The sequence below is a fragment of the Pseudomonas sp. GD03858 genome, assembly GCF_029840925.1.
Taxonomy (GTDB): Bacteria; Pseudomonadota; Gammaproteobacteria; order Pseudomonadales; family Pseudomonadaceae; genus Aquipseudomonas.
Genome location: NZ_JAOCDM010000018.1, coordinates 1 through 20503 on the forward strand (window position 1 = coordinate 1; position 20503 = coordinate 20503).

At 64.7% G+C, this 20503-nt stretch carries 17 protein-coding genes; 14 read left to right on the forward strand and 3 right to left on the reverse strand.

What is annotated here, in order from left to right; translation table 11 throughout:
- On the reverse strand, window positions 1-2514 hold a 2514-nt coding region (locus N5D48_RS07460; protein ID WP_279882730.1), incomplete at its 3' end, for a retention module-containing protein.
- A 348-nt stretch (window positions 2515-2862) separates the two neighbouring features.
- On the opposite strand from N5D48_RS07460, the gene N5D48_RS07465 reads away from it, so the two are divergent.
- The 7 genes from N5D48_RS07465 to N5D48_RS07495 all read left to right on the forward strand — a co-directional run bounded on the left by N5D48_RS07465 (window position 2863) and on the right by N5D48_RS07495 (window position 11792).
- Window positions 2863-4200 (forward strand): TolC family outer membrane protein, encoded by a 1338-nt coding sequence (locus tag N5D48_RS07465; RefSeq protein ID WP_279882732.1) that lies wholly within the window; start codon window positions 2863-2865, stop codon window positions 4198-4200.
- Window positions 4201-4245: 45 nt separating this feature from the next.
- The gene (locus N5D48_RS07470; protein ID WP_279882734.1) at window positions 4246-6402 is read left to right on the forward strand and encodes a type I secretion system permease/ATPase; all 2157 of its coding nucleotides are present in this window, start codon (window positions 4246-4248) and stop codon (window positions 6400-6402) included.
- Complete coding sequence (locus tag N5D48_RS07475) at window positions 6392-7768, forward strand: HlyD family type I secretion periplasmic adaptor subunit (protein WP_279882736.1); 1377 nt, start codon at window positions 6392-6394, stop codon at window positions 7766-7768. The genes N5D48_RS07470 and N5D48_RS07475 overlap by 11 nt, the downstream gene beginning before the upstream one ends.
- A gap of 339 nt (window positions 7769-8107) precedes the next feature.
- The gene (locus tag N5D48_RS07480) at window positions 8108-9007 is read left to right on the forward strand and encodes a TauD/TfdA family dioxygenase (protein ID WP_279882738.1); all 900 of its coding nucleotides are present in this window, start codon (window positions 8108-8110) and stop codon (window positions 9005-9007) included.
- Window positions 9008-9025: 18 nt separating this feature from the next.
- Window positions 9026-10045 carry an ABC transporter substrate-binding protein gene (locus N5D48_RS07485; protein WP_279882740.1) on the forward strand — a complete coding sequence of 340 codons (1020 nt, stop codon included), beginning with the start codon at window positions 9026-9028 and terminating at the stop codon, window positions 10043-10045.
- 6 nt (window positions 10046-10051) lie between these two features.
- The gene (locus N5D48_RS07490) at window positions 10052-10915 is read left to right on the forward strand and encodes an ABC transporter ATP-binding protein (RefSeq protein ID WP_279882742.1); all 864 of its coding nucleotides are present in this window, start codon (window positions 10052-10054) and stop codon (window positions 10913-10915) included.
- Window positions 10916-10928: 13 nt separating this feature from the next.
- Window positions 10929-11792 (forward strand): ABC transporter permease, encoded by an 864-nt coding sequence (locus tag N5D48_RS07495; RefSeq protein ID WP_279882744.1) that lies wholly within the window; start codon window positions 10929-10931, stop codon window positions 11790-11792.
- A 90-nt stretch (window positions 11793-11882) separates the two neighbouring features.
- Here N5D48_RS07495 and N5D48_RS07500 read toward each other — a convergent pair whose 3' ends face one another.
- A complete protein-coding gene (locus N5D48_RS07500) occupies window positions 11883-12440 on the reverse strand; it encodes a WYL domain-containing protein (protein WP_279882746.1) in 558 nt (185 codons plus the stop codon).
- Between the two features lie 206 nt (window positions 12441-12646).
- Here N5D48_RS07500 and N5D48_RS07505 point away from each other — a divergent pair, with 206 nt between their 5' ends.
- The 7 genes from N5D48_RS07505 to N5D48_RS07535 all read left to right on the forward strand — a co-directional run bounded on the left by N5D48_RS07505 (window position 12647) and on the right by N5D48_RS07535 (window position 19667).
- Window positions 12647-13459 carry a tetratricopeptide repeat protein gene (locus N5D48_RS07505; RefSeq protein ID WP_279882748.1) on the forward strand — a complete coding sequence of 271 codons (813 nt, stop codon included), beginning with the start codon at window positions 12647-12649 and terminating at the stop codon, window positions 13457-13459.
- A gap of 280 nt (window positions 13460-13739) precedes the next feature.
- Window positions 13740-14177 (forward strand): MarR family transcriptional regulator, encoded by a 438-nt coding sequence (locus N5D48_RS07510; protein ID WP_279882750.1) that lies wholly within the window; start codon window positions 13740-13742, stop codon window positions 14175-14177.
- Entirely contained in the window at window positions 14174-16261 is a 2088-nt protein-coding gene (locus tag N5D48_RS07515; protein ID WP_279882752.1) for an FUSC family protein, read from the forward strand. Before N5D48_RS07510 ends, N5D48_RS07515 begins: the two co-directional genes overlap by 4 nt.
- The gene (locus tag N5D48_RS07520) at window positions 16258-16470 is read left to right on the forward strand and encodes a DUF1656 domain-containing protein (RefSeq protein WP_016392395.1); all 213 of its coding nucleotides are present in this window, start codon (window positions 16258-16260) and stop codon (window positions 16468-16470) included. The genes N5D48_RS07515 and N5D48_RS07520 overlap by 4 nt, the downstream gene beginning before the upstream one ends.
- Window positions 16467-17342, forward strand: coding sequence for an HlyD family secretion protein (locus N5D48_RS07525; RefSeq protein WP_279882754.1), 876 nt, complete (start codon window positions 16467-16469; stop codon window positions 17340-17342). The genes N5D48_RS07520 and N5D48_RS07525 overlap by 4 nt, the downstream gene beginning before the upstream one ends.
- On the forward strand, window positions 17339-18757 hold the full coding sequence (locus N5D48_RS07530) for a TolC family protein (protein ID WP_279882756.1): 1419 nt from the start codon (window positions 17339-17341) through the stop codon (window positions 18755-18757). Before N5D48_RS07525 ends, N5D48_RS07530 begins: the two co-directional genes overlap by 4 nt.
- Before the next feature lie 106 nt (window positions 18758-18863).
- Complete coding sequence (locus N5D48_RS07535) at window positions 18864-19667, forward strand: RHS repeat-associated core domain-containing protein (RefSeq protein ID WP_279882758.1); 804 nt, start codon at window positions 18864-18866, stop codon at window positions 19665-19667.
- 91 nt (window positions 19668-19758) lie between these two features.
- Here N5D48_RS07535 and N5D48_RS07540 read toward each other — a convergent pair whose 3' ends face one another.
- Entirely contained in the window at window positions 19759-20502 is a 744-nt protein-coding gene (locus N5D48_RS07540; RefSeq protein WP_279882760.1) for a penicillin-binding protein activator LpoB, read from the reverse strand.
- Window position 20503 lies beyond the last annotated feature (1 nt).

Sequence of the window (20503 nt, forward strand, 5' to 3'; positions counted from 1 at the left end):
CAGGGTGAAGGTCAGGCCATTGTGGCCGGTGACCGCCAGGCCCTGGGCATTGGTCAGGGTCACGGTGTAGGTGATCTGGCCACCTTCGGTGACGGTGGTCTTGTCCGCAGATAAGGTGGCGACAACTTCGCTGATGGTGTCGGTGATCTGAACCGAAGCATCACCGCCCAGCTCGAGGTTTTCGAAGGTTTTGCCGTCAACGGCGGCATCGGTGATGCCGACGGTCAGGGTGTCGCCGTCCTTGAAGACGTCGTCGCCCTGGGCTTTTGCCTTGTACTCGGTTTCGGTCTGGCCGGCCGGAATAACGACCTTGTCGCCGTTCGAGAGGGTGACGGTGAGGTCATGGTCCAGCTTCTGGCTGACTTTGACGGTGAACGCTGGCTGCTGGTCTTCGGTGACACCGCCTTTGCCAACGATGGTGACGGTGACTTTGTCGCCTTCGTTGTCGGTGCCCGGAGTGCCGGTACCCGGCTCGTCAGTCACAGTCGTGGTGATGGTGTTATCACCGAGGGTCAGCTTCTCGAAGTTGTCGTCGCCGACCACCGACTCGATCTTGTTGACGATGCTCGGCTGACCGCCAACGAACACATCGTCCGGCGCCGTGATGGTGAAGGTGCCACTGGCGCTACCAGCTGGGATGGTGACCTTGGTGCCATCGGTGAGGGTGAAGGTCAGGCCGTTGTGGCCGTTGACCGCCAGGCCCTGGGCGTTGGTCAGGGTCACGGTGTAGGTGATCTGGCCGCCTTCCGAAACCGTGGTCTTGTCGGCGCTCAGAGTCGCAACGACTTCACTGACGGTATCGCTGATCTGCACGGTGGCATCGCCACCGAGTTCCAGCTTCTCGAAGGTCTTGCCGGCAACGCTGGCGTCGGTCACGCCGAGGGTGACGGAGCCCGCGTCCTTGAATACGTCATCGCCCTGTGCAGGCAGGCTGTAGGTGGCCTCGGTCTGGCCCGCGGCGATGACCACGGTGGCGCCGTTGGACAAGGTCACGGTCAGGTCATGATCGAGCTTCTGGCTGACCGAAACGGTAAAGGTCGGCTGTTCGGCCTCGGTCACGTTGCCATTGCTGGCGATGCTCACGGTCACTGTGTCGATGCTGTCGCTGATCACGGTCTGCGTCGGCGTCGTGTCGGGCTCCAGCTTTTCGAAGTTGCCGCCGGTGGCGCCGGTGATGCTGGTAGAGACCGTGCTGCCATTGACGAATACATCGTTGGCCGGGGTCTGGAAGTCGACGCTGCCGGTCGACTCGCCCGCCTTCACGGTGATGGTCTGGCCATTGGACAGGGTGACGGTGACCTCGGTCTGGGCCGGGTTGGTCAGGGTCACGGTATAGGTGATCACGCCGCCCTCGGTCACGCTTGGGGTAGCGGTGAGGGTCGCTGTGGTCGTATCGACCGAGTCGGTGATGGTGGTCTGTGCCGGTGTCGGGTTTGCTACCAGGTTCTCGAAGTTGCCGCCCGTTGCCCCCGTGATCGTGGTGCTTACGTTGCTGCCGTTGTTATAGACATCGTTTGGCGGAGTCTGGAAATCGACACTGCCAGAAGACCTGCCCGCCTCGATGGTGACGGTCTGTCCGTTGGACAGGGTAACGGTCACTGGAGTCTGGGCTGGGTTGGTCAGGGTCACGGTGTAGGTGATCACGCCGCCTTCGGTCACGCTTGGCGTGGCGGTCAGGGTGGCGGTGGTGGTGTCGACGGTATCGGTGATCTGGGTCACCGCCGGCGTGGTGTCCGGGGTGATGATCAGTCCGTTGCCACCGCTGGTACCGGTGATGGTCGCGGAGATCTGGCCGCCATCGATATAAGGCGTGTCGTTGGCCGGAATGTTGACGTTGACGGTGCCGGTGGTCTGGCCGGCCGGGATCACGATGACCGCGCCGTTGGACAGGGTCACGGTCAGGTTGGTCAGCGGAGGCTGGCCGACGGTGGCGGTATAGACGACCACGCCACCCGCCTCGGTGATCGAGGGGGTGGCGCTCAGGGTCAGGCCTGTGGTGAGCGGTACATTGGTGGTGATGGTGTTGTTCGCATCCAGCCCGCCCACTTCCTCGCTACCTTGCCCCGTGGCGAAGCCTATGGGGCCGGTGGGGAAGCCGATGCTCGGGTCGACCACTCCGGCGGTCTCCTGCAGCATCACGAAGCTGTGTCCGCCGCCGACGGAGCCGCCGCCTGCCGCCGAAGGGCCGGCCGCGGTGGCTTCCAGCTCAGTGGTCGGGTCGGCGCCGGCGGCGATGGCCTGTTGCAGCTCTTCGACCGAGGGCGCTGCCTGTGCGGTGGCCTGGCTCAGGTCGGTGCTGCTGTCGGGGGTGTCGGCGCTCCACTGGGTCTCGCGACCCAGGTCGAGCAGGCGGCCATCGGCCAGTTCCAGGGTGACCGCGCCGCCCATGCCGGTGTCGACCTGCTCGCCGGCAAACAGACGGTCGCCTTCGATCAGTACGCGCCGGATGCCTTCTGGGGAAACTGCGATGACTTGGCCAACAATGCTTTTGACGATGGCAACAACAGTGCTCATTGGACTCTCCGGACTACCCGTTCAGTTGGCTTCCATGCCTGGCCGGCATTCGAAGGCGGCGACTGATGGAATGTTTCAATAATGTTTTGACGCGCTTTTGCGTCAATTTTACGTCTATAACTATTGGCGATTAACTTTATGCCAAACTATTGACCTTCTGGCTGCCATCCTAAACAATCGCCAACCTAATGTCACATTGATATTTGGCGACCTACAGCCCTTTCTTTCGTATTAATCGCACTGCCTATTCGGAAGCTTCCTACTCAAGGATCAGGGTTTGCCATTTTCCAGGGCAGGCACAGCTTCGGCTGTGATTTGGGACAACAGCTCTCTCGGGAACCAGTAAAAATGCGTGCGTCACTGCTCACCGCTCTTCCTTTCGCTCTCGCCGCCTCGTTCGTTCAAGCACAAACCTTGCCCGAAGCCATGCAGAAGGCGCTTGAGGTGCATCCAGAAATCCAGGCCGGCGTGAACGCCCGCGTGGCTGCCGACCATCAGCTGCGCGCCGCCCAGGGCGGCTATTTGCCGCGGGTGGATGTGACCGCCGGTTATGGTCGCGAGGGCACCGACAGCCCAAGCACGCGCAACCGCTGGGAGACGCTGAACCGTGGCGAGTCGGCCATTCGCTTGCGGCAGATGGTTTTTGACGGTTTCGCCACCTCCAGCGAAGTAGGGCGTCAACAAGCTACCGTCAATGCCCGCGCCTATTCCCTGCTGGGGACCTCCGAGCGCACCGCGCTGACCGTCGCCCAGGTCTACCTGGACGTGCTGGCCCGCCGCGAGATGGTGCGCCTGGCCGAAGACAACCTGCGCAACCACGACCGGATCCTCGACCAGATCAAGCTGCGTACCAGTCGTGGCGTGGGTCGCATGGCTGACCTCGACCAGGCCGAGGCGCGCCAGGCCCAGGCCCGCAACAACCTGCTCACCGAGCAGACCAACCTGGCTGACGCCAACACCAACTACCTGAGCGTCGTCGGACAAATGCCCGACCAGTTAAGCACGCCAGCGCCGTTTGTCGACCTGCTGCCGGCCTCGCTCGACGAGGCGCGTCATCAGCTGGTCGAGGACAGCCCGATCCTGCGCTCGGCCGAATCGGACATCGCTGCCGCTGAAAAGCAATACGAGGCTGCGAAGTCTACGTTCTATCCGCGTTTCGATGCCGAACTCGGACGAACGGCAGACAACAACCTCGATGGCGCCGTCGGCCACAACAACGAATGGCAAGCCATGCTGCGCATGAACTTCAACCTGTACGCCGGCGGCAGCAACAAGGCGGACCTGGAGTCGAAGTCGTACCTCGCCAACCAGGCGCTGGATATTCGCAACAACGCCTTGCGCCAGCTCAATGAGGAGTTAGGCTTGGCATGGAACGCTATGGAGAACGCCAACGCCCAGGTGCCGATCGCCCAGCAGTACGTCGACCACAGCAACCGCGTGCGCAGTGCCTACCAGCAGCAGTTCGGCCTGGGCGAGCGAACCCTGCTCGACCTGCTCGACAGCGAGAATGAAACCTTCACCGCCCAGCGTCGTCTGGTAGAGGTGAAGAACACACAAATGTTTACTCAGTACCGAATCAAGGCGACCATTGGCCAGCTGCTCAAGAGCCAGGGTGTCGTAGCCCCGATGGCATCCGTTGTGCAGAATGACCTGAAACCCAAGGTGAACCTGCCAGGCATGAACTGAACAGGCGCGCCTTGACCTAACCCGCAAGGATGAAGAGAGCGCCGCGTGGAATCCGAAGTCAGTCGAGTCCAACTCAGCCACGATCCACGCAGTCAGCATGACGACCCGCTGCTGGACAGTCTGCTGACCCTGTGTGTCCTGCATCAGAAACCCGCCAGTCGGGCCATGCTGACCACCGGGTTGCCCTTGCCCTCGCAACGCCTGACCGCCGAGCTGCTGCCCCGTGCCGCCGCCCGGTCGGGGCTGCAGGGCCGGCTCCTGCAACGCAAGCTCGAGCAGATCCCCAGCATCGCCATGCCGGCGATGCTGCTGCTAAAGGAAGGTCGCTGCGCCGTCCTGCTCGGTTGGGAGAACGAAGACACCGCCCGCCTGCTGCTCAGCGAGAGCGATGGCGGCGAGGTACACGTCACCCGTGAGGCGCTGCTTGGGGACTACAGCGGCAAGGTGTTCTTCGCCCAGCCGCAGCACAAGTTCGACGTCAACCACGGCAACCTGATCCCGCGCGCGCGCTCATGGTTCCGCGACACGCTGCTGCGCAGCAAATGGCTGTACATCGATGCCATCGCCGCCAGCCTGGTGATCAACCTGATCGCCCTGGCCGCGCCGCTGTTCGTGATGAACGTGTACGACCGCGTGGTGCCCAACCAGGCCACCTCGACCCTGTGGGTGCTGGCGATCGGCATCGCCGGCGCCTATGTCTTCGACCTGATCCTCAAGGGGCTGCGCAGCCTCTGCCTTGACCTGGCCGGCAAGAAGACCGACCTGATCATCTCGGCGACGCTGTTCGAGCGCATCGTCGGCATGGCCATGAAGTACCGGCCAGCGCGGGTCGGCAGCTTTGCCCAGAACATCCATGAGTTCCAGGGCCTGCGCGATTTCCTCGCCTCGCTGACCCTGACCAGTCTGATCGACCTGCCGTTCACCCTGCTGATTCTGATGGTGATCGCCATCATCGGCGGGCACCTGGTGTGGATTCCGATCCTGGCCTTCCCCTTGGCCCTGGGTATCGGCTATGCCCTGCAGAAGCCGCTGATGGCGACCATGGAACGCACCATGGCGCTGGCGTCCGAGCGCCAGTCGAGCCTGATCGAGACCCTCGCCGGGCTGGACGCGGTCAAGGTCAACAACGCCGAAAGCGAGCGCCAGTACATGTGGGAGCAGACTCTCGGCACGCTCAGCCGCCTGGAGCTGCGGGTCAAGGTGCTGTCGGGCCTGGCGATGAACATCACCGCGCTGATCCAGCAACTGGCCGGCGTGGCGATGATCTGCGTGGGCGTCTACCTGATCATCGACGGCAACCTCAGCATGGGCGGCCTGGTGGCCTGCTACATGCTCAGCGGCCGTGCCCTCGGCCCGCTGGGCCAGCTCAACGGCTTGCTGGCCCGCTACCAGCAGGCCAAGGTGACCATGGTCGCCACCAACCAGATGATGGAGCTGCCACAGGAGCGCAACTTCGAGGAGCGTCCGCTGAGCCGCCAGGTGCTGCAGGGCGCCATCGAGTTCCGCGGCGTCGAGTTCACCTACCCGAACCAGCAGAACAAGGCCCTCAAGGGCATCAATCTGAATATCCGCCCGGGCGAAAAGGTCGGCATCATCGGCCGCAGCGGTTCGGGCAAGAGCTCGCTGGCCAAGCTGATCGTCGGCCTGTACGAGCCCGACAACGGTTCGCTGCTGGTCGACGGCGTGGACATCCGCCAGATCGACGTCAGCGAGCTGCGCCACAACATCGGCTACGTGCCCCAGGACATCCAGCTGCTGGCCGGCACCCTGCGCGACAACCTGGTCAGTGGTGCCCGCTACATCGAGGACGAACTCATCCTGCAGGCCGCCGAGCTGGCCGGCGTGCATGAGTTCGCCCGCCTGCACCCCGACGGCTACGAGCTGCAGGTCGGCGAGCGCGGGCAGAACCTTTCCGGTGGCCAGCGGCAGAACGTCGCCCTGGGCCGCGCGCTGCTGCTCAACCCGCAGATCCTGCTGCTTGACGAACCCACCAGTGCCATGGACAACACCGGCGAAGAGCGCCTGAAGCAGCGCCTGGCGGCGGTGATCGAAAGCAAGACCGTCTTGCTGGTCACCCACCGTGCCTCGCTGTTGTCGCTGGTGGACCGGTTGATCGTCATCGATCGTGGACAGATCGTCGCGGATGGCCCGAAAGCCGCCGTCATGGATGCGCTGAAGAAGGGGCAGATCAGTGTTGCATAAGCTGGATATCGGGCGTTTCAAAGACAACCTGCGCCGCTATTTCAAGGGCTCTGAATCGCTTTCCGGACAGCCTCTTCCCGAGGTCAACAAGGCGCTGATCGAAGACGCGCCGCGCGTGGTGCGCCTGACCATCTGGGGCGTGATCGCGTTCTTCCTGTTCCTGATCGTCTGGGCCAGCGTCGCGCCCATCGACGAGGTGACGCGCGGGGAGGGCAAGGCCATTCCGTCGTCCAAGGTGCAGAAGATCCAGAACCTCGAAGGCGGCATCGTCGCGGAGATCTTCGCCAAGGAAGGGGAGATCGTCGAGGTCGGGCAACCGCTGCTGCGCCTGGATGAAACCCGCTTTGCCTCCAACGTCGGCGAGACCGAGGCTTCGCGCCTGGCCATGGCCTTGCGCGTGCAGCGCCTGACGGCCGAGGTCGAGGACAAGCCGCTGCAGATCGACGAAGAACTGCGCAAGGCCGCGCCGAGCCAGGCCGCCAACGAACAATCGCTGTACCAGAGCCGGCGCCAGCAGTTGCAGGACGAGATCGGCGGCCTGCAGCAGCAACTGGTGCAGAAGCAGCAGGAGCTGCGTGAGTTCAATTCCAAGCGCGCCCAGTACGCCAACAGCCTGCAGTTGTTGCGTCAGGAGATCGCCATGTCCGAGCCGCTGGTGGCCCAAGGCGCGATCTCCCAGGTCGAAGTGCTGCGCCTGCGTCGCGCCGAGGTCGAAAACCGCGGCCAGATGGACTCCACCGCGCTGGCCATCCCGCGTGCCGAGGCGGCGATCAAGGAGGTCGAAAGCAAGATCGAAGAGACCCGTGGCAAGTTCCGCAGCGATGCCCTTACCCAGCTCAACGAGGCCCGTACCGAGTTGAACAAGGCCACCGCCACCAGCAAGGCGCTGGATGACCGCGTGCACCGCACCATGGTCACCTCGCCGGTGCGCGGCATCGTCAAGCAGCTGCTGGTCAACACCATCGGCGGGGTGATCCAGCCGGGCAGCGACATCATCGAGATCGTGCCGCTGGACGACACCCTGGTGGTCGAGGCGAAGATCCTGCCCAAGGACATCGCCTTCCTGCACCCGGGCCAGGAGGCCACGGTCAAGTTCACCGCCTACGACTACACCATCTACGGCGGGATGAAGGCCAAGCTCGAGCAGATCGGCGCCGACACCATCACCGATGAAGACAAGAAGACCACCTACTACCTGATCAAGCTGCGTACCGAGAAGAGCCATCTGGGCACGGACGAGAAACCGCTGCTGATCATCCCGGGGATGGTGGCCACGGTGGATATCATGACGGGCAAGAAGACCATCATGAGCTACCTGCTCAAGCCGATCATCAAGGCGCGCAGCGAGGCGCTGCGCGAGCGCTGACAGTCATTACGCGATCCCTGTAGGAGCGGCCTTGTGTCGCGAAAGGGCTGCAACGCAGCCCCAGGATCTGCGTCGAGACAGAGATCGCCGGGGCCGCTTCGCGGCCCTTTCGCGACACAAGGCCGCTCCTACAGGTCGGCGCATGGCATCAAGGCGCAACCCCTTCATATGTATATGACGTAACGGTATTTAAAATCCTGTTCTTATGACTTTATAGTCACCCCCACTGCGTACCCGCCGACCAATCGGCGCGCCGCACGACTCGAACCCACACGGGCAATCCCCGTGCGTTTCCGATCGTTGCGCGCCCTGAAGTCGCGCACTGCGTGGGAGTGAACAATGCCAGCCGCCTCGAACGCCTTGTCGACCATCGACAGCGCCCTGCCGCAAACCTTCGACATCCGCCCGTTCCCCGGCGCCGTCGGTGCCGAGATCATCGGTCTCGACCTGGCCCGTGCGGTCAATGCCGAGGATTTCACCCGTATCCACCGCGCCCACCTGGACCATCACGTCCTGGTGTTTCGCGACCAGCGCATCACCCCCGAACAGCAGATCGCCTTCAGCCGCCGTTTCGGCGAGCTGCAGATCCATGTGCTCAAGCAGTTCCTGCTCGCCGGCCATCCCGAGATCCTGATCGTGTCCAACATCGTCGAGGACGGCCGCAACGTCGGCCTGGGCGATGCCGGCAAGTTCTGGCACTCGGACCTGTCGTACAAGGAGCTGCCGAGCCTGGGCTCGATGCTGCATGCCCAGGAGCTGCCCAGCGAGGGCGGCGACACCTTGTTCGCCGACATGCACAAGGCCTGGGACGCGGTGCCCGAGGCCCTGCGCCGGGTCGTCGAGGGCCGCAGCGCCGCCCACTCCTACACCGCCCGCTACGCCGAGACCAAATTCGCAGGCAACTGGCGCCCGACGCTGACCGCCGAGCAACTGGCCCAGGTCCAGGAGGTCATCCATCCGGTGGTGCGTACCCATCCGGAGAACGGCCGCAAGGCGCTGTTCGTCAGCGAAGGCTTCACCACCCGCATCGTCGGTCTGCCGGATGACGAGAGCCGCGACGTGCTGCAACAGCTGTACGCCCTGAGCGTGCTGGAGCAGAACATCTACCGCCATCAATGGCAGCCGCACGACCTGGTGTTCTGGGACAACCGCTCGCTGATCCACCTGGCTAGCGGCTGCCCCGCGCACCTGCGCCGCAAGCTGTACCGCACCACCATCCAGGGCGATGCCCCGTTCTGACGACTGAGGAAATACACCATGCGCAACTCCATCAGCCGCCTGGCGGCAAGTATCGGCCTGGGTGCCAGTCTGGTCTTCGGCAGCCTGGCGGCGCCCACCATGGCCCACGCCGAAGGGCAGATCCGCATCGCCGAACAGTTCGGCATCGTCTACCTGCTGCTCAATGTGGTGCGTGACCAGCAACTGATCGAGAAACACGGCAAGGAGCAGGGCATCGACATCAAGGTCGACTGGGCCCAGTTGTCCGGCGGCGCAGCGATCAACGACGCGCTGCTGTCAGGCTCGGTGGACATCGCCGGCGCTGGCGTAGGGCCGCTGCTCACCGTGTGGGATCGAACCCGCGGCCGGCAGAACGTCAAGGCCGTGGCCTCGCTGGGCAACTTCCCGTACTACCTGGTCAGCAGCAACCCCAATGTGAAGACCATTGCCGATATCTCCGACAAGGACCGTATCGCGGTCCCGGCGGTGGGCGTATCGGTGCAGTCGCGCTTCCTGCAGTACGCCGCCGCCCGGCAGTGGGGCGACAAGGAATACAACCGCCTCGACAAGTACACCCTGGCGGTGCCGCACCCGGACGCCACCGCGGCCTTGCTGGCCGGCGGCACCGAGCTCAACGGGCACTTCTCCAACCCGCCGTTCCAGGACCAGGTGCTGGCCAACAAGAACGTGCACGTGGTGCTCGACAGCTACGACCTGCTCGGCCCCAACTCACCGACCCTGCTGTTCGCCACCGAGAAATTCCGCAAGGACAACCCCAAGACCTACAAGGCCTTCGTCGATGCCCTCGCCGAAGCCGCCGACTTCGCCCAGAAGGACAAGGCCGCTGCCGCCGACACCTACATCCGCGTGACCAAGGCCAAGATCGACCGGGAGGCGCTGATCAAGCTGATCGACAACCCACGGTACGAATTCACGGTCACGCCGAAGAACACCTACAAGCTGGCCGAGTTCCTCTACCGGGTCGGCGCGATCAAGAACAAGCCCGAGTCGTGGAAGGATTACTTCTTCCAGGATGAACGCCCGCTGCAAGGGAGCTGACAGCCGATGACCGCCCCATTGCCAGGCCACACGGCCAGCAACCTGAGCCGTGTCGCCAGCCCACCGCTGCTGGCGGTGGACAACCTGAGCCTTGAATACCGCACCGCCCAGCGCGTGGTGCGGGCCACTCACCAGGTCAGCTTCGCGGTCGACCGCGCCGACCGTTTCGTCTTGCTCGGCCCGTCCGGCTGCGGCAAGTCCACCTTGCTCAAGGCCGTGGCCGGCTTCATCGAGCCACGGGAGGGGCAGATTCTGCTCCAGGGCCAGCCGGTGCGCGGCCCGGGGCCGGACCGTATCGTGGTGTTCCAGGAGTTCGACCAGCTGCCGCCGTGGAAGACGGTGAAGCAGAACGTGATGTTCCCGTTGCTGGTGTCCGGCCAGCTCAAGCGCGGCGAGGCCGAGGAGCGGGCGCTGCATTATCTGGAGAAGGTCGGCCTGGCCGCCTTCGCCGACGCCTATCCGCATACCTTGTCGGGTGGCATGAAGGCTCGTGTGGCCATCGCCCGGGCACTGGCCACGCAACCGAAGATCCTGCTGATGGACGAGCCGTTCGCCGCGCTCGACGCGCTGACCCGGCGCAAGATGCAGGAAGAACTGCTGCTGCTGTGGGACGAGGTGCGCTTCACCCTGCTGTTCGTCACCCACTCCATCGAAGAGGCGCTGGTGGTGGGCAATCGCATCCTGCTGCTGTCACCGCATCCCGGGCGAGTGCGGGCGGAGGTGCACAGCCACCAGTACGACCTCGGCAGCCTCGGTGGCAGCGACTTCCAGGCCAGCGCTCGGCGTATCCACCGGCTGCTGTTCGACGAGGCCGACGCCTCGGAGCAAGCGGGTGACCTGGGCTTCAACGACATCCGCATCGCTTACTGACAGGAGCCAGGGCATGACGACGACCCCTGTACGCCAGGAATACGAAGTGCAGCTGCAGCCTTTGCCCGGCGTGCCGCTGGAGCGCGAACTGCCGGTGGCGCAACGGCTGTGGCAACAAGGCTGGCTGCGCAAGGCGCTGATCCTGGTGCTGCTGGCGGTGCTGTGGGAGGCGGTGGCCCGCTATACCGGCAACGACCTGTTGTTGCCGAGTTTCCTGCAGACCGCCAGCGCATTGTGGGAAGGGCTGCTGAGCGGCGAGCTGCCGGCCAAGGTCGGCGTATCGCTGGTGGTGCTGCTCAAGGGCTATGTACTGGGCATTGTCCTGGCCTTCGGCCTGACCAGCCTGGCCGTTTCGACCCAACTGGGGCGTGATCTGCTCGGCACCCTCACCTCGATGTTCAACCCGCTGCCCGCCATCGCGTTGCTGCCACTGGCGCTGCTCTGGTTCGGCCTGGGTGACAACAGCCTGATCTTCGTGCTGGTGCACTCGGTGCTCTGGGCATTGGCGCTGAACACCTACGCGGGCTTTCTCGGCGTGTCCGAGACCCTGCGCATGGCCGGGCGCAACTACGGGCTGCGTGGCTTGCGCCTGGTGCTGCACATCCTGGTGCCGGCGGCGCTGCCGTCGATCCTGTCGGGGCTGAAGATTGGCTGGGCCTTCGCCTGGCGCACGCTGATCGCCGCCGAGCTGGTGTTCGGCGCCAGCAGTGGCAAGGGCGGCCTGGGCTGGTACATCTTCCAGAACCGCAACGAGCTGTACACCGACAAGGTGTTCGCCGGATTGGCGGTAGTGATCCTGATCGGCCTGCTGGTGGAGGGGCTGGTGTTCAACACCCTGGAGCGGCTGACGGTGCGGCGCTGGGGGATGCAGCGCTAGATATTCGGGCCGATCGCGGGGCAAGCCCGCTCCCACACACAGAGTCAGGGTCATCGTGGGAGCGGGCTTGCCCCGCGATTGGGCCTCCAGTCACTCCAGGTATTGCGCCGCCGCACTGGCCAATGTCCGCGCGATCTCATCGCGAAGCTCTTGCGGCGCCTCCACCACCAGCCCATCCCCCTGGCTCAGCAGCCACCAGCGCAGCGGCCAGCCATCCGCCACCGTCGCCCGCAACCGGTGCCCCTGCTGCAGGGCGGTCAGCTGCATGTCGGCGGTCAGCGGCGCCTCGCGCAGACGGCGAGCCAGCAGGTCGCTGACCCACGCCTGCAACTCGATGCCACCCTCATGCCCGGGTTGCAACGACTCGCCGCGCAGATACCCCTGCAGATCGAAGTTCCCGCGCAATTCGGCGCCCGCGTTGGCTGACCAGTGCCAGCCAAAGGGAATGCTCTTGTCGTTGCGTTCCAGCGGGAAAATCAGCGACAGCTCGTTGAGGTCGCGTTCCACCGTGCGCTTGCTGATATTGAAACCCACGTCACGCAGGCGCCACACCAGTTCGGCGCTGGTGATCCCGGGAGAGCGGCTGGGCAGTTGGCGCAACAACGCCCATTGGCGGCTGAGGGTGGCACGGGTGGTGGCGAACGGCAAAAGGAAACGTCCTTGTCTAGGCTTGCCGGCATAGGATGGCGGCACGGGCAGGGCATGGCAATTGGCCACAGCCTGCTCAGATCAAGGAAGATGCAATTGGTTGCCTGAGATCAAATCGTTCGCGACAGGTTTTGTCGTGCCATCGCGCAGAATCACGCCTCATCACAGTGGAGGTTGGAGCTGTGGGTCGTTCAATGAGGATGAACATGTCTGCCGCCAGCAATATCCATTCGCTGCTCGCCCGGCTGCTACCCGAGCGGATCGCCCCGGCGCCGGCCCGTCCGGGGCAGCGCCATCGGCTGTTTGCCGGGATCGGCATTCCCAGCCAGCAGGCGCTGTGCGGTGAGCGTTTCGGCCTGATCGATCGCCTGGACGAAGCGGTCGACCTGCAGGCGGTCTACTACGATCTTTGCCGCCAGGCTCTGCTGGGCAACGTCGCGGCGCTCAACGACCTGGGGTGGATCTGGCTCAACGGCAAGTACTGGCGTGGCGATACCGTGCTGGCCGGCCACTTGCTGCGCATGGCCGCCCTGCAGGGCAATGCCGCGGCATGGTTCAACCTCGGCCAGCAGCATTACTTCGGCAAGGGGGTGGAGATCTGCTACGCCAATGCCGCCGAGTACTACCGCCATGCCTTCGAGCGTGGCATGCCGCTGGCCGCCGCCGCGCTGGGCGACCTGTACGAGGAAGAGGTGTGCGATGGCGCTCAGGACTGGCAGGTCGATCCAGGCGAAGCCTACCAGTGGTTCCTGCGCGGAGCCCGGCAGGGCGAGACGCGTTGCCGTTTCGAGGTGGGGTATCGGTTGCTGCATGGCCTGTATGTCGAGGCGGATATCCGGGCCGCGCTGTACTGGTTGGAGCTGGCGGCGGCGACCGGGGTGATGCAGGCCGCCGAGGAGCTGGCTGTGCATTTCAGCAGCCGCGACGTGGCGCGTTACCTGGGGTGGCGCGACCAGGCGATCAAGCTGGGCAGCACGCTGGCGCTGACCATGAAGCTGGAAGATCAGATCCAGCCTTGACGGCGTGTCCCCTGTAGGAGCGGCCTTGCCGAGGCGTCGGACCGGTCGGAAAGGGCTGCGTAGCAGCCCCAGGATTTCAGCGTTGATGCGAAGATCGCTGGGGCCGCTTTGCGGCCCTTTCGCGACACAAGACCGCTCCTACAGGGATCGCGTTATCCGACCGGATGGCGGGCAGATGAACAACCTTTCATCCACTCCCTCCGTCACCCCTGGTTGACGACAGGGGGTGGGCAGGGCGTATATTGATAGTTAGCAAACTATGAATATCCTCGGTTCCCACATGTCCCTCGACGCACTGCACCTGAAAATCAGCAGCGGTATGGTCGTGGCCGCCCGGCATTGGCGTCGCCTGTGCCAGGGGGCCCTGACCGGCTACGGCATTTCCGAAGCCTGCGCCGTGCCGCTGCTGATGATCGTGCGCCTGGGCGACGGCGTGCATCAGGTGGCGGTGGCCCAGGCGGCCGGGCTGGAAAGCCCGTCGCTGGTCCGCCTGCTCGACCAGCTGTGCAAGGCCGGCCTGGTGTGTCGCAGCGAAGACCCCTTGGACCGTCGCGCCAAGGCCCTGAGCCTGACCGTCGAGGGCCGCGCCCTGGCCGAGTCCATCGAAGGCGAGTTGGTGCGCTTGCGCCGTGAGGTGCTCCAGGGCATCGACCAGGCCGACCTGGAGGCCACGTTGCGGGTCATCCACGCCTTCGAGCAGGCGGACATGCTGCCATGAACGGTTTCTTCAGCTCCGTGCCCCCGGCTCGCGACTGGTTCTACGGCGTGCGCACCTTCGCCGCGTCGATGATTGCCTTGTACATCGCCTTGCTGATGCAGCTGCCGCGCCCTTATTGGGCCATGGCCACGGTCTACATCGTCTCCAGCCCGTTCCTCGGCCCAACCACCTCCAAGGCGCTGTACCGTGCCCTGGGCACGTTGCTGGGTGCAGGCGGGGCGATCCTGCTGGTGCCGCCGCTGGTGCAATCGCCGCTGCTGCTGAGCATCGCCATTGCCTTGTGGACAGGTACCCTGCTGTTCCTCTCGCTGAACCTGCGCACCGCCAACAACTATGTGCTGATGCTGGCCGGCTACACCTTGCCGATGATCGCCCTGGCCGTGGTCGACAACCCGCTGGCGGTGTTCGACGTGGCCTCGTCCCGTGCCCAGGAGATCTGCCTGGGCATCGTCTGCGCGGCGGTGGTCGGCGCGGTGTTCTGGCCGCGTCGCCTGGCGCCGGTGGTCCTCGGCGCGGCCGACAGCTGGTTCAGCGAGGCCATCCGCTACAGCGACACCTACCTCGCCCGTGAGGCCGGCACCGACAGGGTCGGCGGCATGCGCGGGACGATGGTCGCCACGTTCAACTCGCTGGAACCGATGATCGGCCAGCTCGGCCACGAAGGCGCCGGCCCCCACACCTTGAAGAACGCCCGTGAACTGCGCGGGCGGATGATCCACCTGTTGCCGGTGATCGATGCCCTCGACGATGCCTTGATCGCCCTCCAGGCGCGCGCGCCCGAGCAGTTCAGCCAACTGCAATCGGTGCTCGACGCTGCCCGTGAATGGCTCAAGGGCACCGCCGACAGCGCCTCGGTGGCCCGTTGGACCGCCCTGCACGAACAGATCGACCGCTTGCAGCCCGGCGCCGCGGCTCTCGATCAGCGCGCCGAGCTGCTGCTGTCCAATGCCCTCTACCGTCTGACCGAATGGGTCGACCTCTGGCAGGACTGCTGCAGCCTGCAGCATGCCCTGCGCAAGGACGACGCCACGCCGTGGCGCGCGGTCTACCGCCACTGGCGCCTGGCCCGCCTGACGCCGTTCTTCGACCGTGGCCTGATGCTCTATTCGGTGTTCTCCACCGTCACCGCCATCGTCGTCGCCTGCGGCCTGTGGATCGGCCTGGGCTGGAACGACGGCGCCAGCGCGGTGATCCTCGCCGCCGTGTCGTGCAGCTTCTTCGCCGCCATGGACGACCCGGCGCCGCAGATCTACCGGTTCTTCTTCTGGACCCTGATGTCGGTGATCTTCTCCAGCCTGTACCTGTTCCTGGTGCTGCCCAACCTGCACGACTTCCCGATGCTGGTGCTGGCTTTCGCCGTGCCGTTCATCTGCGTCGGCACCCTGACCGTGCAGCCGCGCTTTTACCTCGGCACCTTGCTGACCATCGTCAACACCTCGACCTTCATCAGCATCCAGGGCGCCTATGACGCCGACTTCTTCACCTTCATCAACGCCAATCTGGCGGGCCCCGTGGGCCTGCTGTTCGCCTTCATCTGGACCCTGGTGGTGCGCCCGTTCGGCGTGGAGCTGGCGGCCAAGCGCATGACCCGCTTCGCCTGGCGCGACATCGTCGAGATGACCGAACCGGCCACCCTGGCCGAGCACCGCCAGGTCGGCGTGCAGATGCTCGATCGCCTGATGCAGCACCTGCCGCGGCTGTCGCAGACCGGCCAGGACAGCGGCGTGGCCCTGCGCGACCTGCGCGTGGGCCTGAACCTGCTCGACCTGCTGGCCTACATGCCCCGCGCAGGCCAGCAGGCCCGCGAGCGTTTGCGGACGGTGATCGAGGAGGTCGGCGCGCACTATGCCGCCTGCCTGCGCGCCAACCGTCGCTTGCATGCCCCGGCCACGCTGCTGCGCAACATGGAGGGTGCGCGCCAGGCGCTGAACCTGGACGAACTGTACGAACGCGGCGACGCCCGCACTCACCTGCTGCATGCCCTGAGCGGACTGCGCCTGGCGCTGCTGCCGGGTGTCGAGGTGATGCTCGAGCCTGCCGAACAAACGCAACTGCCCCCCGGCCTCGACGGAGCGCCCCTGTGATCGGTGAACTGGATATCAGCGGGGTGTTCCTGCCCACGCTGCTGGTGATGATGTTTGGCACCTACCTGCTGTTCCTCGGGGTGCATGCGGTGCTGGTGCGCCTGCATTTCTACCGCCTGGTCTGGCACCGGGCGTTGTTCAACGTTGCTCTGTATGCCGTGCTGCTTGGCGCGGTGGACCACTTTTGCCGAAGCCTGATGCTGCCATGAAAAAACCTTTGCTGACCCTGGGCCGCGTGGTCCTGACCTTGCTGGTAGTGACCTTCGCCGCCGTGCTCGTGTGGCAGATGGTGGTGTACTACATGTTCGCCCCCTGGACCCGCGACGGCCATATCCGCGCCGACGTGATCCAGATCGCCCCGGATGTTTCCGGGCTGATCCAGAAGGTCGAGGTGCGCGACAACCAGACCATCAAGCGTGGCGATGTGCTGTTCACCATCGATCAGGACCGCTTCACCCTGGCCCTGCGCCAGGCCAAGGCGACCCTGGCCGAGCGCCAGGAAACCCTGGCCCAGGCCTCCCGCGAGGCGCAGCGCAACCGCAAGCTGGGCAACCTGGTGGCGGCCGAGCAGCTGGAGGAGAGCCAGTCCCGCGAAGCCCGCGCCCGTTCGGCGGTCAACGAGGCCCAGGTGCAGGTGGATGTGGCCCAGCTCAACCTCGACCGCTCGGTGGTGCGCAGCCCGGTGGATGGCTACCTCAACGACCGTGCCCCGCGCGCCCACGAGTTCGTCAGTGCCGGGCGACCGGTGCTGTCGGTGGTCGACAGCGCCTCTTACCACGTCGATGGCTACTTCGAAGAGACCAAGCTCGGTGGCATTCATATCGGCGACGCGGTGGACATCCGTGTGATGGGTGACAACACCCACCTGCGCGGTCGCGTGCAGAGCCTGGCGGCCGGCATCGAGGATCGCGACCGCAGCAGCGGCGCCAACCTGCTGCCCAACGTCAACCCGGCGTTCAGCTGGGTGCGCCTGGCCCAGCGCATTCCCGTGCGCATCGCCTTCGACGACGTGCCGGAAGACTTCCGCATGATCGCCGGGCGTACCGCCACGGTGTCGATCGTCGAGGGCCAGCGCCCATGAAGCGACTGATCCTGGCGGGGCTGTGCCTGTCCCTCGGTGCCTGCATGATGGTCGGGCCTGATTACCAGCTGCCCAAGGATGCCGCCGTGCAGCGCGGCGACCTCAATGGCCCGTTGCGCCAGGACGCCGACAGCGTGGTCTCGGCGCCGGTGCCCGAGGACTGGTGGCAGCTGTACCAGAATCAACGGCTCAACGAGCTGGTGCGTCAGGCCCTGAGTGCCAACACCGAGCTACGCGTGGCCGCCGCCAACATCGCCAAGGCCCGCGCCCAGGTAGAGGTGGCCGAGTCCCAGGGTGGCTTCAATGGCGGCGTGAAACTGGGCGCGCAGCGCCTGCAGGAGTCCGGCGAAGCGTTCCTGCTGCCGGAGAAGGTGCCGGTGGCCAACATCGGCGAAGCGATCATCAGCGCCAGCTACCAGTTCGACCTGTGGGGCACCCTCAAGCGCGGCACCGAGGCCGCCAAGGCCAACGCCGACGCGGTGCAGGCCGCCGCCGATACCGCGCGCATCACCCTGGTGGCCGACGTGGTCAAGGCTTATACCCAGGTGTGCTCGGCCAACGAGGAGTATCACATCGCCCATGAGTCGCTGGACTTGCAGCAGCAGAGCGTGCAGCTGACCCAGCGCCTGCGCGACGCCGGGCGTGGCGACGAGACCCAGGTGACCCGTTCGCAAACCCAGTTCAAGTCGTTGCGCGCCGAGTTGCCACGCTTCAAGGCCGAGCGCGAGGCCGGGCTGTACACCTTGGCCGCGCTGCTGGCCAAGCCGGTCGAACAGCTGCCTGCCGGTACCGCCGATTGCGCCGAGCTGCCGCACCTGGCGCAATTGATCCCGGTCGGTGATGGCGCGGCCCTGCTCAAGCGTCGCCCGGACGTGCGCCAGGCCGAGCGCCAGCTGGCGGCGGCCACCGCCACCATCGGCGTGGCCACCGGCGCGTTGTACCCGGATATCAGCATCGGCGCTCAGGTGGGCACCATCGGCATCCTCGACAACCTCGGCGAGCCTGCGACCAACCGCTGGGGCTTCGGCCCGCAGATCAGCTGGAACATTCCCACCAATGGCACCCGTGCGCGCATCCGCATGGCCGAAGCCTCGACCCAGGCGGCGCTGGCGCATTTCGACGGAGTGGTGCTCAACGCCATTCGTGAAACCCAGACCCGCCTGGCGCAGTACAGCGCGCTGCTGGACCGGCGCGACGCACTGGCCGAGGCGGAGCGCTCCGCCAAGGAATCGGCGGACCAGACCCACCTGCGTTACCAGGTGGGACGTGAGTCGTTCCTGGCGGACCTGCAGGCGACGCGGACCTATACCGACGTACGCGCGCAGCTGGCGGCGGCCAACAGTCAGGTGGCGATGGGACAGATCGGGGTGTTCCTGGCGCTGGGCGGGGGCTGGAAAGGCAGCGCTCAGCGCTGAGGTTCGCAGCCCTGCCACGGTCAGTAGACCTGGTATTTCTGTCAGTCGATGTCATCTGAGCAGGGGCGTAATCTAGCGTGACTGACAGCTTGCCCAGGAGATAGTGATGACTCGGACGGTCAGGCAAAACCAGTTGCTGACAACAGACTGGCAGGGATCGATTCTAAGCGCATGTCTGGCCCGCCAGCCGTGCCCCTTTGCCTATCCACCCTACGGGTTCCGCCATGTCGAACGGATTGACGACAGCCTCCTTGGTTTCAACGGGGAACGGCAGGAGCCCGTGATTGGTCATTACCTGCTGGGCCAAGGTTTCCGGCTATACAACCCGGTCCTGATGCGATTCAACAGCCCGGACAATTGGAGTCCATTCGGTGAGGGTGGTGTGAATGCCTATGCATATGTTCTGGGGGATCCTGTGAACCAGACAGACCCTTCAGGGCATATGGGAAAAGGTAAGAAACCCAAGCCTCAGAGGTCTACATCCTTCGAAATGAGACTTGCTGCACTCGGCCACGGCGGGCGGACACCAGTACCAGCCACTGACATGAATGTCAGATCTTCTGCAAAAACCAAGAAAGGTTCGGCAGTATCACGGCAGGCAGAAAGTGCGGAACCAACGAACAAAATCGTATGGGAAGTGAACACGAACCGGCAGCGTGACGTACGGCCATTGAACCGTGCGTCACAAGCCAAGTTCGATAATTTCCTGGCTTATGTGCCTGAGTATGGCATGTACGATGCTGCCACCATGGTGGGAGACACTAATCTTAAACTTCTGCAATCGGATCAGTGGCAGATTCGGCTCAGTCAATCGGAGCGTGTGACGTTCCGCCTACTCGAATCAACCGACCCCAAGACAGAGGTAATAACGAAGATGGTTGAAATCCGAGATGTAGGTGGCCACACCTAATGACTCGCAGCTTCTGGCGACAAATGTGGCATTAGCACGGGGAAAGCCGTAATTGAAAACGCCCGACCTTTCGGTCGGGCGTTGACTACCCTCACTGCAGAATTCGCGCCGGCTCATCCGGCGGCAGGTTGTCCCGGCCACGCGGCTGCTTCGGCTGCCCGGGCACCGAGCCGCCCAACTGCTCGGCCAACTGCTGCGCCACATCCTCGCCCAGCGCCTTCGATACATCACGCACCACCCGCGGACGGTTCAGCGTCACGCGGCGGTCCTGGCCCTTGACCAGCTTGGTGTCCTGCCCTTCACCCATGGCGGTGAACGCCGAGGTGATCTCGTAGGTGCGGGTGTCGATCAGGCTGAAGTCGGCGACCACCGTCAGGCCCAGCACCGCCGAGTAGCTGTCGGTGTGGTCCAGCGAGTTGATGTCCTGCTGGAAGTCGATGTCCGACAGGGTGCCGAACAGCACGTAGTCGGCGCCCTTGAACGCGCCGTTCTTGATGCGCCGGATCACGTCGTACACGTCTTCCTTCGAGTCGGCGGTGTAGGGACGGCCCTGGACCAGCTGGAACATGCCGGTCTTGAGGATCTCACCCTTGATGTCGCCCCCGAACTTGCGCAGCTCGGTCTGCTCGATGTAGCTGTTGAGGCTCTCGTACTCGCTGTAGCTCGACTGGCCGCTGGCGTGGTACATGCCAGCCTGGCCGCTGCTCTGGGCGTTGATGGTGTGGATGTATTCCTCCACCTGCGCTTGATAGGCCAGGTCGGTCACCGCCACCTTGGGGGCCGCCTGCGCGCCGAAGGCGCAGGCCAGGCCGATGATTGCCATCCATGCACGCATC